At 65.9% G+C, this 16839-nt stretch carries 8 protein-coding genes and 1 other RNA gene; 5 read left to right on the forward strand and 4 right to left on the reverse strand.

The genetic code is table 11. The features are described 5' to 3' along the window. The first annotated feature begins 110 nt into the window (after positions 1-110). The 3 genes from ABQZ00_RS23020 to ABQZ00_RS23030 all read left to right on the forward strand — a co-directional run bounded on the left by ABQZ00_RS23020 (position 111) and on the right by ABQZ00_RS23030 (position 10842). A complete protein-coding gene (locus ABQZ00_RS23020) occupies positions 111-8780 on the forward strand; it encodes a GH36-type glycosyl hydrolase domain-containing protein (RefSeq protein WP_503064315.1) in 8670 nt (2889 codons plus the stop codon). Further along, positions 8777-8998 (forward strand): hypothetical protein, encoded by a 222-nt coding sequence (locus ABQZ00_RS23025; protein WP_323539143.1) that lies wholly within the window; start codon positions 8777-8779, stop codon positions 8996-8998. Before ABQZ00_RS23020 ends, ABQZ00_RS23025 begins: the two co-directional genes overlap by 4 nt. Positions 8999-9948: 950 nt before the next feature. Further along, positions 9949-10842, forward strand: coding sequence for a LysR family transcriptional regulator (locus ABQZ00_RS23030; RefSeq protein ID WP_323539142.1), 894 nt, complete (start codon positions 9949-9951; stop codon positions 10840-10842). Positions 10843-10884: 42 nt separating this feature from the next. Here ABQZ00_RS23030 and ABQZ00_RS23035 read toward each other — a convergent pair whose 3' ends face one another. Both ABQZ00_RS23035 and ABQZ00_RS23040 read right to left on the reverse strand, forming a co-directional pair. Further along, on the reverse strand, positions 10885-11499 hold the full coding sequence (locus ABQZ00_RS23035) for an FMN-dependent NADH-azoreductase (protein WP_323539141.1): 615 nt from the start codon (positions 11497-11499) through the stop codon (positions 10885-10887). Positions 11500-11743: 244 nt separating this feature from the next. Beyond that, positions 11744-12625 carry a pirin family protein gene (locus tag ABQZ00_RS23040; protein WP_323539140.1) on the reverse strand — a complete coding sequence of 294 codons (882 nt, stop codon included), beginning with the start codon at positions 12623-12625 and terminating at the stop codon, positions 11744-11746. Between the two features lie 372 nt (positions 12626-12997). On the opposite strand from ABQZ00_RS23040, the gene ABQZ00_RS23045 reads away from it, so the two are divergent. Then, on the forward strand, positions 12998-13342 hold the full coding sequence (locus ABQZ00_RS23045; RefSeq protein ID WP_055852673.1) for a hypothetical protein: 345 nt from the start codon (positions 12998-13000) through the stop codon (positions 13340-13342). 355 nt (positions 13343-13697) lie between these two features. On the opposite strand, the gene ABQZ00_RS23050 is transcribed toward ABQZ00_RS23045, so the two are convergent. Next, positions 13698-13774: non-coding RNA, sX9 sRNA (locus tag ABQZ00_RS23050), on the reverse strand. 907 nt (positions 13775-14681) lie between these two features. Here ABQZ00_RS23050 and ABQZ00_RS23055 point away from each other — a divergent pair. After that, a complete protein-coding gene (locus tag ABQZ00_RS23055) occupies positions 14682-15260 on the forward strand; it encodes a class I SAM-dependent methyltransferase (protein WP_349777727.1) in 579 nt (192 codons plus the stop codon). Between the two features lie 254 nt (positions 15261-15514). Here ABQZ00_RS23055 and ABQZ00_RS23060 read toward each other — a convergent pair whose 3' ends face one another. After that, complete coding sequence (locus tag ABQZ00_RS23060) at positions 15515-16828, reverse strand: DNA topoisomerase IB (RefSeq protein WP_323539247.1); 1314 nt, start codon at positions 16826-16828, stop codon at positions 15515-15517. Positions 16829-16839: the final 11 nt, after the last annotated feature.

The raw sequence follows: 16839 nt of genomic DNA on the forward strand, positions 1-16839 counted from the left end.
ACATCACGTGGCATCGCGCGTTGCACATGCATCTCCCTTCACATGTCGCCTAACGCGAGCGCGCATGATCGTGGCTCTAGCGGCACTTATGCTGCACAGGCAATGTCTCCATGCCGCCAAAGCGGAAAGCGTCTGCGTTCTCTCTCTGGTGGCAATCGATTACCCAACCAGCACGATCACTCCAAGCGCATCCGGTCCGTGATGCGGTCGCACCGGGCGTTGCCTTGCTCGGCGACGAGCAGATGGAAACGCTGGCGCGTGCGCTGGCAACCTCGCACACGCTCTACACCGGGCCGGCACGCGAACTGTTGTTGTCGGGGCTCAAGTTCAACCAACGCGCGCTCGACGGTGCGGCATCGCGCCTGACCGAGATGGCAGCCGATGGCGTGCGATTGCACCCTGCCGGCGAGTGGTTGCTGGACAACTATTATCTGATCGAAGAGCAGATGCGCCTGGCGCGGCTGCATCTTCCGCCCGGTTACAGCCGGCAACTGCCGCGTCTGCGCACCGCCACCGCAATCGGCCTGCCGCGCGTCTACGAGTTGGGCCTGCAGGTCGTCGCGCATGGCGACGGGCGTGTGGATGCGATCACGCTGAGCCGTTTCATTGCGGCCTATCAGCAGGTGGCACCGCTCAAACTCGGCGAGCTGTGGGCGATTCCAATCGTGCTGCGGCTGGCATTGCTCGACAACGTGCGCCGCATTGCCGACGGCATCATGCACGACGGGCGCGACAACGCCCTCGCCGCGGACTGGGCGGCCTTGCTCAACGCCACTGCCGCGGCCCAGCCCAAGGATGTGGTGGTGGTGGTGGCCGATCTGGCGCGCTCGCAACCGCCGGCAACCGGCGCGTTCGTCGCTGAGTTGACGCGCGGCATCCAGGGCCGCGGCCCGGTGCTGTCGATGGCCAGTGCCTGGGTGGAGCAATGGCTGGCCAGCGAAGGCCAGAGCGTGGAAGGTCTGGTGCATGCCGAAAGCCAACGCCAGGCGGCCGAACAGGTGGCGATCAGCAACAGTATCGGCAGCCTGCGGTTTCTGGATGAAATGGATTGGCGCGAATTCGTCGAAAGCATGAGTGTGGTGGAGCAGCACCTGCGCAGCGATCCGGCCGATGTCTATGCACGCATGGATTTTCAGACCCGCGATGCCTACCGGCATGTGGTGGAGCACCTGGCCCAGCGCATGCACTGCGACGAACCGGCGGTGGCGCAGACGGTAGTACAGCTGGCCGCACAGGCCAGCGCCGACGCGCCGGTGACCGCCCATGTGGGCTATTACCTGGTGGATGCGGGGCTGCCGACGTTACGTGCCGCGCTGCGCGCGCCATCCACGTCCGCGCGCCCGACGCCATTGCCGCGCGGGCGGCGCGCACGCCGCGTTGCGCTGCCGGTGTATCTGTTGCCGATCGCATTGATCGCCCTGCTATGGACCGGCCTCTTGCTGCAGGGCGTGAGCGCACTGCCAGCGGCGCTGTGGTGGACCACCGCCGGTCTCGCACTCCTGGCCGCCAGCGAGTTGGGTGTTGCCTTGGTCAATTGGGTGGCGACGCTGTGGGTACGCCCGCATCCGTTGCCGCGCATGGACCTCCGCCTGGGCATTCCACCGGATTGCCGCACGCTGGTGGTGATGCCGAGCATGCTGGCCAGTGCCGATGCCATCGATGAGCTGGTCGGCGCGTTGGAGGTGCATTACCTGGCCAACCGCGACGAGCAGCTGTACTTCGCGCTGCTCACCGATTTTCTCGATGCCGCGCAAGCCTTGTTGCCTGCCGACATGGCGCTGGTGGCGCATGCGGCGCAACACATCGATCGGCTCAACGCGGCGTATGCCGACGCGCATGTCGATCGGTTCTTCCTGCTGCACCGCGCACGCGAATGGAACGCCCACGAGGGCTGCTGGATGGGTGCAGAGCGCAAGCGCGGCAAGCTGGAAGCACTCAACCGCCTGCTCTGCGCGGAAGATGCGCCGCTGCAGGCAGCCAACGACTTCCTGCAGGTGCAAGGCGATGTCGCCGCGCTGGCGCAGGTGCGTTATGTGATCACGCTCGACAGCGATACCCACCTGCCTCGGGATGCGGCACGCGCATTGGTCGGCGCGATGTCGCATCCGTTGAATGTGCCGCGCATGGATGCGTCCGGGCAGATCATCGAAGCCGGTTACGGCATCCTGCAGCCTGGCTTGGGCACCGGCATGAGCGAGGGCGGCGAATCGCGCTTTGCACGCATGTTCGGCATCGAGCCGGGCATCGACCCGTACACGCGCGTGGTGTCGGACGTGTATCAGGACCTGTTCGGCGAAGGCTCCTTCATCGGCAAGGGCATCTATGCCGTGGCCACCTTCGAGCAAGTGCTGGCCGGCCGCTTCCCCGACAACCGCGTGCTCAGCCACGACCTGCTGGAAGGCTGCTATGTGCGCGCCGGTTTGCTCAGCGACGTGCGCCTGTACGAGCGTCATCCGCAGCGCTATGCCACCGATGCCAAGCGTCGCGCGCGCTGGGTGCGTGGCGACTGGCAGCTCTTGCCGTGGCTGCTGCCTTGGGTGCCCGACCGGGGTGGCCGGCGCGCGCGCAATCCGCTGTCGTGGTTGTCGCGCGGCAAGCTGCTGGACAACCTGCGCCGCAGCCTGGTGGCACCGGCCGCTTTCGGCTTGTTGCTGATCGGCTGGCTGTGCTCGCCCACACCGCTGCGTTGGACGCTCTGGCTGTTGGTCCTGTGGCTGCTGCCGGGGCTGTGTTCGGCGCTGTATGCGCTGGCGCATCCGCCCGAGGGCCTGGGGCTGCGTCATCACGCGCGCCAGGTGGGCGTGGGGCTGCGCCAGCATCTGCTGCGCACCGGTGTGGTGCTGGCCTGCCTGCCGTTCGAGGCAGGGCTGCAGCTGGCGGCCATCGCCCGCACGCTGCTGCGGATGACGATCACCCATCGCCATCTGTTGCAGTGGGCGCCATCCAGCGAAGTGGAACGCAGCGCGCGCAGCGGCAATGCCGAACACCCCCTGATGGCCGGCGCCGCCTGCAGTGCGGCGCTGGTGGTTGCGGCGGTGGCATGGTGGTCGCCGACGGCCTTGTGGGCGGCGCTGCCGCTGGGGCTGGCGTGGTTGGGCGCGCCCTGGCTGATGGCCTGGCTGGGCGAACAGCCCGCCGCGCCGGTGGCGCAGTTGTCGCAGGAGCAGCGCGATTTCCTCGGCGGATTATCGCGGCGTACCTGGGCGTTCTTCGAGAGCCATAGCACCGCGCAGCACCATTGGCTGCCGCCGGACAACGTGCAGGAATACCCGGTCACGGTGGTGGCAAACCGCACCTCGCCGACCAACATCGGGCTGGGGTTGCTGGCCAACCTGGCTGCCTACGATCTGGGCTACCTGACCGTGGCCGGCGTGATGACCCGCGTGGCCGACACGCTGACCACGCTGGAATCGCTGCCGCGCCACCGCGGCCATTTCTACAACTGGTACGACACCGAAACGCTGGCACCACTACTACCGCGCTATGTCTCCACCGTCGATAGCGGCAACCTGGTCGGGCATCTGCTGACGCTGCGGCAAGGGCTGCTGGCGCTGGTGGATGCGCCGGCGGTGTCGATGGCGGTGTTCGACGGGCTGGCCGACACACTTGGCGTGCTGAGCATGCAAGCGACGCCGCGCAGCGACGATGCCACCGCCGCACTGCGCGCGATGACGCAGCGCGTGCAGACGATCCGCAACCAGCCCACGCCGACCCTGCACCAGGCCGATGCCGCCCTGCGGCTGCTGTTGGCACAGAGCCAATCGCTTCTGGCGGCGATGCCGAGCACGGGTGATGACGAAGAACCCTGGCCGCAGCGCCTGGTGGACTGTTGCAAGGCGACGTTGGACGAGTTAAGCCAGTGCGCGCCGGCACTCGCCAGCCCCTCCACGCACACAGCGGAAGAAGCCTCCCCGGCGATCGCCACGTTGCGGCAACTGGCCGACGGCAGCCAGCCGCCGCAGGTGCAGACCTGGGCCGCCACGCGCGTGCAGGAGCTGCAACGGCTTGCGCATATCGCCGGGCAACTGGCGCAGATGGACTACGGCTTTCTCTACAACCGTGCCCAGCAGTTGTTGTCGATCGGCTACAACGTCGACGACCGCCGCCTGGATAGCGGCCATTACGACCTGCTGGCCTCGGAAGCGCGCTTAGGGCTCTTCGTGGCGATCGCCCAGGGCAAGCTGCCGCAGGACAGCTGGTTCGCGCTTGGGCGCACGCTGACCGATACCGGCGCCGAGCCGACGCTGCTGTCGTGGAGCGGCTCGATGTTCGAGTACCTGATGCCCGACCTGGTGATGCCCAGCTACCCGCAGACGCTGCTGAGCCGCTCGATGCGCGGCGCGGTGCAGGCGCAGATCCGCTACGGCGCAGCGCGCGATGTACCGTGGGGCGTGTCCGAATCGGGCTACAACACGGTCGATACGCGGCGCAATTATCAATACCGCGCGTTCGGCGTCCCCGGGCTGGGGCTCAAACGCGGGCTGGGACAGGATCTGGTGATCGCGCCCTATGCCAGCGCGATGGCGTTGATGGTCGAACCGGATGCGGCCTGCCGCAATCTGCAGCAACTGCAGGCGCTGGGCTTCGGCGGCCGCTTCGGTCTGTACGAGGCGATCGATTACACGCCTTCACGGGTGCCGCGTGGCGAACAACACGCCGTGGTGCGCTCGTTCATGTCGCATCACCAGGGCATGGCGTTGCTGGCGCTGGATCACGTGTTGCGCGATGCGCCGATGCAACAACGCTTTGTCGCCGATCCGCAATTCCAGGCCACGTTGTTGCTGTTGCAGGAGCGCGCACCGCGTGCCGGCGTCTACGTCAAAGGCCTGGTCGAAGCAGCCGAACGCCCGGTCGCCACCGAGGCGGGGATGGCGCTGCGTATCCATCGCGACCCCAACCTGGCGCAACCGGCGTTGCAACTGCTCTCCAACGGGCGTTACCACGGCATGTTGACCTCCGCCGGCGGTGGCTACAGCCGTGCACGCGACATGGCGGTCACCCGCTGGCGCGAGGATGGCACCCGCGATCACTGGGGCGCGTTCTGCTATCTGCGCGATGTGGACAGCGGCGCGGTGTGGTCGGCCGCGCACCAGCCGACCTGCGTGCGGGTAGAGCGCTACGAAGCGATCTTTTCCGATGCAAAGGCCGAGTTCAAGGGCAGCCACCAGCGGTACGACAGCCATCTGGAAATCGCCATCTCCGCCGAGGACGATGTGGAACTGCGCCGCTTGCGCATCCGCAACCGCTCGCGGCAGACGCGGGTCATCGAGATCACCACCTACGCCGAAGTGGTGCTGGCGCCGGCCGCCTCCGATGAGGCGCATCCGGCTTTCAGCAACCTGTTCGTGCAGACCGAGATCCTGGCCGACCGACAGGCCCTGCTGTGCACACGCCGACCGCGCGGGCACGACGAGACTCAGCCGTGGATGCTGCATCTGGTGGCGGTGCACGATGCCGATGTGGCGACGATCTCCTACGAGACCGACCGCGCCGCGTTCATCGGGCGGGGACGCAGCACCCGCAACCCGGCGGCCCTGAGCGAACAGACCGCGCTGTCGGGCGCGGCCGGCTCGGTGCTGGATCCGATTGTGGCGATCCGCTGCCGTCTCTCGCTGGCGCCCGATCAGCAGGCGCAGGTCGACATGGTCTACGGCGTGGGCACCCAACGCACCGCCTGCACCGCGTTGATCGACAAGTACCGCGACCGCCGTCTGGCCGACCGGGTGTTCGATCTGGCACTGACCCAGAGCCAGGTCACGCGCCGGCAGATCAATGCCTCGTTGGCCGATGCGATGCTCTACGAGCGGCTGGCCGCACGCGTGCTGTTCGTCGACCCGCAACTGCGCGCCGACAACGAGGTACTGCTGCACAACCACCGCGGCCAGTCGGCGCTGTGGAGTCACGCCATCTCCGGCGATCTGCCGATCGTGCTGTTGCGCATCACCGATCCGGACAATCTCGAACTGGCGCGCCAGCTGGTGCAGGCGCACGCGTATTGGCGCCTGAAAGGCCTGCGTGCGGACCTGGTGATCTGGAACGAAAGCCAGGCCGGCTATCGCCAGCAGTTGCAGGACGCCATCCTGGGCCTGATCGCCGCCGACCCCGAAGCCAATGTGCTCGACCGCCCCGGCGGTATTTTCGTGCGCGCCATCGAACACATTTCGCAGGAAGACCGCGTGCTGTTGCAGACCGTGGCACGCGCGATCCTGAGCGATGCCAACGGCACCCTGGACGCGCAACTGCAGCGCCACCCCAGCGCGCGTGCGCACCCGCCGCTGCTGGAGCCGATCCAGCAACTGGACAGCGCCGACGCGTTGGCCAGCACCCACGCCGCTTACCTGGACCACACCCTGCAGGCCGCAGCCGAAGAAGCGGTGCTGTTCGACAACGGCCTGGGCGCATTCGCCGCCGACGGCCGCGAATACCGCATCACCCTGGACGAAGGCACCGCCACGCCGGCGCCGTGGTGCAACGTGATGGCCAATGCGCAGTTCGGCAGCGTGGTCAGCGACAGCAGCCCCGGTTACAGCTGGGCCGAGAACGCGCACGAATTCCGGCTCACGCCGTGGCATAACGACCCGGTCGGCGATGCCTCAAGCGAGGCGTTCTATCTGCGCGACGATGACACCGGCGAGGTGTGGTCGCCGATGGCACTGCCATGCCGCGGCAGCGGGCGCTATACCGTGCGCCACGGCTTCGGCTATAGCGTCTACAGCCATATCGAACACGGTATCGGCAGCGAGCTGTGGGTGTTCGTCGATGTGGAGCGGCCGATCAAGTTCAGCCATCTACGGCTGAAGAATCTGTCCGGGCGTCCACGTCGGCTCAGCGTCACCGGGTATGTGGAATGGGTGCTCGGCGACATCCGCGCACGCTCGCAACTGCATGTCGTCAGCGAGGTGGATCTGGGCAGCAGCGTGCTGACCGCGCGCAACCCGTACAACACCGAATTCGACGGGCGCGTGGCGTTCTTCGATGCCGATGCGCCCAGCCGCAGCATTACCGCCGACCGCAGCGAATTCCTCGGGCGCAACGGCAGCCTGGCCGCACCCGCCGCGCTCACTCGGCAGCGCTTGTCCGGGCGCGTGGGTGCCGGCCTGGACCCCTGCGCGGCGATCCAGATTCCGGTGACGCTGGCGGCCGAACAGACCTTCGAAACGGTGTTCCGCCTGGGTGCGGCCGCCGATCGCGCCAGCGCACTGACGCTGGCACGTCAAAGCCGTGGCGTGGCCAACGCGCACACTGCACTGCTGGCGGTGCGTGCGCACTGGCAGCAGATTCTGGGCACCGTGCAGGTGAGCACTCCCGATGCGGCGGTGGATCTGCTGGCCAATGGCTGGCTGCTCTACCAGACCATCGCCTGCCGGTTCCTGGCACGCAGCGGTTACTACCAGTCCGGTGGCGCGTTCGGCTTCCGCGACCAGTTGCAGGACAGCATGGCGATGGTGCATGCGCAGCCGGCACTCACCCGCGCGCATCTGCTGCGCTGCGCCGCGCATCAGTTCGTACAGGGCGATGTGCAGCATTGGTGGCACCCGCCGCAGAACCGGGGTGTGCGCACGCAGTGTTCGGACGATTTTCTGTGGTTGCCACAGGCGCTATGCCGCTATCTGGACACCACCGCCGATACCAGCGTGCTGGACGAGCGCGTGGGCTTCATCGATGGGCGCGAACTCAAGCCCGACGAAGAATCGTATTACGACCTGCCCCAGCTCACCGGCAACATGCAGTCGCTGTATGCGCATAGCGTGCTCGCCCTGCAACGTGGCATGACCCGGCTGGGCGAACGCGGCCTGCCGCTGATCGGCAGTGGCGATTGGAACGACGGCATGAACCGGGTCGGCAAGGATGGCAAGGGCGAGAGCGTGTGGCTGGGCTTTTTCCTCTACGACACGCTGCTGCGTTTCGCAGACGTGGCCGCGCAGCGCGACGATGCGGCATTCGCCACGATCTGTCGCACGCATGCACAAGCTCTGCGTGCATCGTTGGAACAGCACGCCTGGGATGGTGGCTGGTACCGGCGCGCCTGGTTCGACGACGGCACCCCGCTGGGCGCAAGCGACTCGGACGAATGCCGTATCGATTCGTTGTCGCAGAGCTGGGCGGTGCTGTCCGGTGCGATGGACCCGACGCGCAGTGCACAAGCGATGGACGCGATGCACCAGCATCTGGTCGACACCGACGCCGGCATCGTCAAGCTGCTGATGCCGCCGTTCGATCGCACCGAACACGACCCCGGCTATATCCGTGGCTACGTCCCCGGCGTGCGCGAGAACGGCGGCCAGTACACCCATGCAGCGGTGTGGGCGACGATGGCCTTCGCGCATCTGGGCGACAGCGCGCGGGCCTGGCAACTGGCCGGCATGATCAACCCGATCCACCATGCCCGCGATGCAGCGGCGGTGCAACGCTACAAGGCCGAACCGTATGTGCTGGCCGCCGATGTCTACGCGGTGGCGCCGCACGCCGGCCGCGGTGGCTGGAGCTGGTATACCGGCGCGGCCGGCTGGATGTACCGGCTGCTGACCGAATCGCTGCTCGGCCTGCAACGGCATGGCGAACGCATGCACATCGTGCCGTGCATCCCGGCCGGCTGGCCGGGCTACCAGCTGCGGTATCGCTTCGGCGCCAGCACCTACGTCATCGATGTCACCCAACGCCCAGGTGGAGCGGCACGGCTGGAGATTGATGGTGTGCTGCAGGCCGAGCTTGCTTTCACTCTCATCGACGACGGTGCGGTCCACGCTGTGGCTCTGGACTGGCCGGGAGACGCGACATGAGCCTGCACACACGCACCCACACCAATCATCAGCTCTCCGAACTGGGCAAGATGCTATCGGTCTGGCCGCAGCGGGTGCGCGACCCCAGCCAGTTCTGGCCGCAGTTCGATGCACTGGCGCAGGACATTCTGGACGAGGCAGCCGACGCCGATCTGCAGCGGGTGCAGGACCGCCTGGAGCAGTTGTTGCAGCGTCACGGGCTCACGCGCACGCAATAAGTGTCTCGCAAGCGGCGAGAGCGCCGCACCAGAATGTCAGTCGGTCGCCCGGTAAAAAGCTGAGCGTCTCGCAAGTTGCATGGGCTTGGTGGTGCGTGTCGCAGAGCGACACGATAGCTGACCAATCAGAAGAACGTCGTGCATTGCTTGCGCTATGCACACCGACCATCTCGACTGGTCCTTACCCGCTCACCGTCGCGGGATTTTACGCGGCATGAATGCCGCAGAAGAATTTACATGGGCGTATTTGCAGCGTGTCCCGCGACGGTGAACGGGCAAGGGCCCTGCAACCAAGCTGCACATCACTCGCTTTGCATCTGATCTATCCGAAATGTCTAATCCATCGAGACACAAGATGCAAAAGCGGCCAAGGATTTGAGTCGTATAGGCGTTTGGATACAGTCAAAAGCTGAGTTATTCGAGGGCGCGGTGCCCTCACCGCTCGCGGGACACGCCGCAAGTACGTCCGTGTAGGCTCGGTGGCGGCATCCATGCCGCCACACGGTCCCGCAATCGGCGAGAACACCGCACCAGAAAGTTGGTCGGTTGCTTTGTTGAAGACATGCACACCGACCATCTCGACCGGTCCTTGCCCGCCCACCGTCGCGGGACCTTACGTGGCATGGATGCCGCGTAAGAGCTTACAAGGACGTACTTGCAGCGTGTCCCGCGATGGTGGGCGGGTAAGGGCCCCGCAGCAAGCACGCAGCACCAATGCTCTACGCATGCCTTACCGCACCGTTCCACCACATCTGAGCAAGCAAGATTTTGCAACTTGGCTTCGTTAGACGCAGCGTCAAAATCTCAATCAACCGAGCGCGGGCAACAAGGCATGACGCGCTTTACTGCTAGTGCGCCTGAGCTACCGCATACAGCGCCCGACGCCGCCATGATCGACTGCGCGCAGCCGCCGCGCTTAGACTCCGCGTTTACATGCGCCAAGGTTGCTGGTGATCGATCTCAATGACATCGCGCTGTACGTGCAGGTGGTGCGCAGCGGCAGCTTTGCCGAAGCCGCGCGCCGGCTCGGCACCGCTCCCAACAGCGTGAGCCGGCGCGTGCAGCAGCTGGAAGCGCAGCTGGACACGCGCCTGATGCAGCGCTCCACCCGCAAGCTGACCTTGACCGACGCCGGGCAAGCCTTCTTCGAACGTTGCGCCGATGCGGTGGACGGGCTGACCTCGGCCGGGCAGAGCCTGGTGGCCGATGGCGACGAAGCCGCCGGGCTGGTGCGCGTAGCGGCACCCGCGGATTTTCTGGATTTTTTCCGTATCGAATGGGTCGGCGAATTTCTCGCCGCGCATCCGCGAGTGCGCCTGGAATTCGTGCTCAGCGATGCCAAGGCCGACCTGATCGCCGAACGCATCGATGTGGCCTTCCGTGGCGGCACATTGCCGGACCTGGGGTATGTCGGCCGCCAGATCCTGGCCGACAACAGCGACCTGCTGGTCGCCAGCCCAGACTATCTGCAGGCGCGCGGCAGGCCGCTGCAGTTGGACGACTTGCGCCAGCACGACGGCATCGGCTTCCCGCACCCAAGTGGGCAGATGACCTGGACGCTGATCGGGCCGTCAGGGCTTGCCGAGCAGGTGCAGGTGCAGGCGCGTTTTGCTGCCACCACAGCGCGCGCCTTGCGCCTGGCCGCCGTGGCCGGGCTCGGCATCGCGCTACTGCCGCAGGCACTGACGCGCCCGGATATCGAACAGGGCCGCCTGAGCGTGGTGCTGCCGGATTTCCAACGCCGCGGTCAGGGCCTGCACGCGCTCTACCCAAGCCGACGGCATCTGCCGCGTGCGGTCTCGGCGTTTATCCAGGCCGTGACCGTGCGATTGAATGCGCTGTAGGCGCATGGGCAGTAGCGACGCCGCTTGCGGCGTCGCGCCAGCTCAGGCAGCAAGCCCATCGATCTGCTGATGGGCAACGGCAAGACCCGCTTCACGTCCCTCCTTCCCGGTGGCCAGTCCCTCGGCAACTATGACCTCCGGGTGATGCAGGCCGACGAAGCCCAGCGCGGTGCGCATGTAGGTTTCGGCATGCTCCAGCGACGCCAGCGGCGAGCCGACGCTATAGAACCCACCGCGCGCCACCGCCAGGATCACCCGCTTGTCGCCGGCCAGCCCTTCGAGCACTCCGTCGGACGTATAGCGGAAGGTCTTGCCGGCCACCAACACGCGATCGATCCAGGCCTTGAGCTGGGTCGGTACGGTGAAGTTGTACAGCGCCACCCCGATCACCACGGTGTCGGCATCCAGAAATTCCTGCAGCACTGCAGCACCATTGGCCAGGTCTGCGGCCAGTTCCGGCGTCTGATCGGCCGTGGGATTCTGCTGCGCAGCCAGATGCGCGCCGGACAGATGCGCGATCGGGTTGGCGGCCAGATCGCGATGGGTAACGGTGACATCACCGTTGCGCTGTTGCAGCTTGGCAACGATGCGTGCGCTGAGCTGACGGCTCGCCGAATAGTCGCCGAGGATGCTGGAATCGAGATGAAGCAGTTTCATTGGAATGCCTTTGCTGGATAGGTGGGGTGTGATGGTTTGGCGATGCATGGCTGGGGTGCGCACGCATCGACGGTTGGGCGGTGCAGGCCATCGTTGAAGACCTGACGCCATGACTCGGGCGTGCGGGTTTGAAGGCGCATTGCCTTCAGCACGATCGGTAATGCGCTGTGTTGCCTGGCAAGCGCTGCGTGCTTGACGCCGCATGCCGGGCAGCCATGTCTCGGCTGCCCGTAATGCGCGCGACTCAGCCCAAGCGGCCCTTGGCGCGCAATTGCTCGCCGATGCGGCGGATCTCCGCCTCGCCCTGCGCCAGTGCGGCGGTGCTGGTGTGCACCGAGTAGTGGCCCATGACCAGGTCGTGCGGGTGCTTGACCGCCGACCCCAGCACGAAGGAGCTCGCACCGACCGACACCACATCGATGGCCTGCTCGGCATCCTTGAACACCGCTATCTGGCCGCTGCCGATGCTCTCGGCCGCGTCCAGCTGCCCGGTGTGCACCGCGATCCAGGCCACGCTGTGGCCGGCCGGCGGCACGTAACGCCAGCGCTCCCCGTCCTGCAGTTGCACGCTCAGATAGGTCATGTCGGCCGGCGCCGGAATCTTGCTTTCCAACTCGCCGTAGCGACCCAGCAGCACACGCACCGGCCCGGCCACCGGCACGTCGGCCGGCGACAGATACAGGCTTTGCGCCGGGGCGTTCTCTTCGGCTGCGGGCAATGCGACCCAAAGCTGGAAGCCCTTGGCCGAGGACTGGCCGACCGGCACACCGTCGTGCCACACGCCATTGCCGGCACGCATCCATTCCACACCGCCGGTAGGCAGCGTGCCCTGCTTGCCGGTGCTGTCCTCGTAGCCGACCTCGCCCTCCATCAGGTAGGTGAGCGTGGCAATGCCCGAATGCGGATGCATGCCCATCGGTGCCCCTCCCACGGACGGTTTGACGGTGAACAGGTCCAGGAACACGAACGGCTTGACCAGCTGCCCCAGATCGCCCGGGCTCATCAGCCGGGTGATCGGGCCGCGGGTGGTGCCGCGGGTGCGAAACACCACCGGGCGCGGCGTGGCCTGCACGCTTGTCTCGTGCTGCCGCTGATCGGCGTAGGTGGTGGCCAGTTGTGCGTTCATGACAGATCCCTTTGCGGTGGTGGAGCCAGCTGCTCCGGTGATGCAAAGCGTAGAGATGCGCTTATTGATCGACTAGCCGGAAGATTTGGAGTGGAATCGTCCAAAAATCGAAGTAATCCAGCCTGCACGCCTTCGCCTCCTTGGTACGCGCAGACGGAATAGCGGCCGGCATCCCGCGTGGGCTGCCTGCCCGAAGTGGGGCGGTCACGCGGTCTGGGGGTCTTCGCTCAGCGAGCCGGAGGCTGGACGCCAACCGCCAGTCCAGGAGTGCACGGCCCTGCATTGCGGACCCCGCGCCCCAGCGGGCGGCCTTCATGCCACACCAACAACGGGTTCTTCACGCTTGCGCCATTCTTTCGCTGGAGACGCCCGATGATCCGCACCCTCGCCCCGCTCGCTGCCGTCCTGTTGCTCTCGGCCTGTGCTTCCAATCAGGTGGCGCAGGTGCAACCCATCGATGGCGCGATCTCCGGCCAATGCCATATCGAAAAGGTCCGCGGCATCGTGGGTCTGGCCGCAGCGGCGCAGACGGTAGAGCGCGCGCGCGTGGATAGCGACAGCCTGCAGGTCAGCGTGCGGCGCGGCGAGCGCGCCACCGGCGGCACCACCGCCAGCGGTCTGGCCGACCCCGCACAGGGCGCCAGCGAAAGCGGCGGCGATCACCTGAGCATCGAAACCGGCCCGACCAACAACATCACTGCGGTGTATTGCGGCTGAGGGCAACGCGTGCCGCTGCGCACAGGTTGGCCGCAGCACGGGCGGTGCGCAGCGCCTGGCGGTGCGCGCCGCGCAGAAGCTGGGCTCTGACGTGAGAGGTGTCGGTGGCAGTTGACGCACCGCCCTCACGTTGCTGCTTTGCGGTGGCGCCAGCGCACAGATGCCGAACGCTGGCCGCCTGCTGGTCACCCAAACGGGTGGCGGCGCGTTTCAGAGCGGCTGACACAGTGGCGCGAACGGCCGCCAGATCGGAGATGGACGGCATTGAGCAACCGCAGCCAACGCACACGGCAACCAGATTCCGCGCACCGGCTGCGGCCGCCTGGCGGCTGCGTCGTCGGTTGCTTCTTGGAGCGGTAAACGCAAGCTGGCAAGCAGTCGTCAGCTAGGCGTGGGTGGCGCGCCCGAAACCGCAGTGCACGGGTGGTCCATGCCGTACCGAGCGCTGGTTGTGCCCACCTGCGGAGCGCGCCGTTGTTTTGTTCGCTGCGCTTATAGTCCGTTGAAGAATTCTGTATCCGCAACGGGGCGGCTACGCGTCGTGGAAGCAACGCCGCCTGCGGGCGTCCGGCCGGCGTTGTCCGCATTGCCGTTGGTGGCGTCAGCAAACTTCGATGTGGGCCGCGCCAGCGCAACGACATCGCGCAGGATTCAGCTGGTGTCGGCAAGGTGCGACGCCAGTGTTCCAAGCGAGGGTGTTGATTTCGCCGTATCGCGCTTGCCTGCTAGTCGCTGGCCTTAAAGGATGCGATCCAGCAGCTTCCAGGCATTAGTGAGCGAACCGCTAGCGCTTTGCTCGCGACGCCGCGTTTGGTTGTCGCTTGCTGTTTCCGGATCCGCGACAGCGGACGCACGCAGTGCCACGCTTACGCAGACATCCATCACCAATCACGCCATCGGAGATGGCGATGCTGGCGGATCGTGGTCTCAACGATCGTTATGCAGCAATAACGCGAAGCGTATCTGCACGTGTATCGAGGCGACAGTGCGGCGGCACACACAGCAATCGGATGCCGCGCAGAACTGGCACAGCTCTCTATCCATCGCCTGTCTGCTGCGTTTATTCCGCCGCTGCGCAGTGCATTCAGTCAACGACAGCCATCGTCGATCGCTTGCGATGTTCGCTTCCGCGCCCAGTCGCAACGTTGAGCTGATCTATCGCTGCCGCTAGGTAGTCGGATGCTAATGGAGACTTAACTTCAATCCTGGCCCGGCATTAACGACAGACTGCGGACAACTTGGCACCCTGGCATTGTGGTGCCGAATGCGTGGCACCATCGCTCGGATGACGATTGCGTCCTACCGATTGCGCTTAACTCTTTCAACGCTGTGAGGATAGATGGCACGTTCGTATATGGCTTCGTTTTTTCGCGAATGGATCACCGCTCCTAGCTCGGTCGCAGCGATCCTCCCCTCCGGGCGTGCACTCGCTTCCATCATCACCTCCGAGCTCTCCGAACGTACCGGGCGCGTGCTCGAACTTGGCCCCGGTACCGGCGCATTTACCCAGGCGATGCTCGCCAAGGGTGTGCGCGAGAAGAACCTGATCCTGCTCGAATACAACCAAACGTTTGCATCGTTGCTCACGCACCGCTTCCCGCACGCGACAGTGCTGCAGATGGACGTTTCCGATCTTGAATCGCTACCCCGCCTCGATGGGGCCTGCGCGGATGCAGTGGTCTGCGGGCTTGGCTTCTTGAACATGCCCGCACATCAGGTGACCGCCATCGTGCGCGGCGCCTTCCTGCATCTCAAGCCGGGCGGACGCATGTATCTGTTTACCTACGGCTTCAACTGCTCGGTGCCGGCGCACATTCTCGATGCGCTCGATCTGGAGGCTGTCAAGATCGGGCGGACCTATTGGAACATCCCGCCAGCGACGACCTATCGCCTGCAGCGCCGCACCTACACGCGTTAACTCAGCGACGGCCGCGCACGGATGCTGCCGATAAATGCGCTACGCGCGATGCCGTGGACGATGACAGCTTCGTACGCGATGCCTGGGCGCAGCGCCGTCAACAGCAGATTGCAGACGACTGATCGCAGCCAACGCGATGCGTGCGCGGTAACTCAGCGCATGCGTTCACGCGCTGGATCAGCAGCTTGCCAGTCACAGCAAGCAGCCTGCGGCTCCCAACGACCTCACCAGCGCTCTCGCAAAGATCCGCAGCATCACGCAGCACGCTTACGGCGGCTGGGCTTGGGATTGGGCTTCGGCGTAGCCGCCTTGCCTGGCTTGTTGGCCTTGCGTTGCTTGCTGCGCGAGTCGGTCAAAAAGCGCAGCGTGGCCGCTTCCCACTGGCGCTCGCCGCGCACGCCGCTGGCCATCGCCTGCAGTTGCCCGGCGCGCCAGCCTTCGAACACGCAGGGGTCGATGTAGGCCTTGCGACACACCGATGGCGTGTTGCCCAGCGCATCGGCTACCTCGCGGATGACATCGTTCTGCACCTGCATGAGCGCGCGTTCGCTGCTGCGCTCGGGCAGCGGCAAACGCGCCAGGCGCTGCAAGGCGGCCAGCGTGCCGCCCCAGGTGCGGAAATCCTTGGCGGTGAAATCCTCGCCCATCGCTTCGCGCAGATAGTCGTTGACCTCGCCTGAATCCACGGGCTGCAGGGTGCCGTCGTCGTCGCGATACTGAAACAGCGATTGCCCCGGCAGCTGCTGACATTGCCGGATCAGTTTGACCAGGTGCTTGTCGTCCACTTCGATGTCGTGATCCTGGCCGCTCTTGCCGCGGAATTTGAGCCGTGCGCGCCCGCCTTTCAAAAATTCCATGTGGCGGTTGCGTAGCGTGGTCAGCCCGTACGAGCGATTGCTGCGCGCGTATTCGGCATTGCCCACGCGCACCAAGGTGTCGGCCAGCAGCGCGACCACAATGGCCAGCACTTTCTCACGCGGAAAGCCGGGCAGCGCCAGATCGCGTCGCAAACGCCGCCGCAGTTTGGGCAGTGCCGTGCCGAAGGCGATCACGCGCTCGAACTTGCCTTCGCCACGCACCTGCGCCCAATCGGCGTGATAGCGGTACTGCTTGCGCCGCCGCGCGTCGCGCCCGGTGGCCTGCAGGTGACCGTTGGGTTTGGCGCAGATCCAGACTTCGGTATAGGCCGGCGGAATGGCCAACGCGCGGATGCGCTGCAAGGTATCGGCATCGGCGATGCACTGCCCGTCGGCACTGCGGTAGCTGAAGCTCTTGCCCGCCTTGCGCCGGCTGATGCCTGGCTGCTGATCGTTGACATAGGTCAGCCCCGCCGCCCGCGCGGTGGCCTTGGCCTGCGCCACCGCGGCCACGGTGGCGACGGCGGCCGTTGCGACGACCGCACCGGTGGCGGCGGTGGCGAGCGTGCCGGCGGCACTGGCCGTGGCGGCGACATTGCGAAGAACACGTTTGGCTTTCATTGCGCACGGATCGAAGGACTGGCACCGATTGTTGGGCCGCGCAGCGCTAGGCCGCGTCAACGCAACGACAACGCCGTGTGGGCAAGCGATGCCCGCGGCGC

The organism is Xanthomonas sp. WHRI 10204 (assembly GCF_040202875.1).
Taxonomy (GTDB): domain Bacteria; phylum Pseudomonadota; class Gammaproteobacteria; order Xanthomonadales; family Xanthomonadaceae; genus Xanthomonas.

Bases quoted from the DNA above. Each gene is read 5' to 3' on its own strand.
- ABQZ00_RS23040 (WP_323539140.1), bottom strand. From the start codon at position 12,625: ATGAACGCACAACTGGCCACCACCTACGCCGATCAGCGGCAGCACGAG.
- ABQZ00_RS23020 (WP_503064315.1), top strand. From the start codon at position 111: ATGCCGCCAAAGCGGAAAGCGTCTGCGTTCTCTCTCTGGTGGCAATCG.
- ABQZ00_RS23055 (WP_349777727.1), top strand. From the start codon at position 14,682: ATGGCACGTTCGTATATGGCTTCGTTTTTTCGCGAATGGATCACCGCT.
- ABQZ00_RS23025 (WP_323539143.1), top strand. From the start codon at position 8,777: ATGAGCCTGCACACACGCACCCACACCAATCATCAGCTCTCCGAACTG.
- ABQZ00_RS23035 (WP_323539141.1), bottom strand. From the start codon at position 11,499: ATGAAACTGCTTCATCTCGATTCCAGCATCCTCGGCGACTATTCGGCG.
- ABQZ00_RS23045 (WP_055852673.1), top strand. From the start codon at position 12,998: ATGATCCGCACCCTCGCCCCGCTCGCTGCCGTCCTGTTGCTCTCGGCC.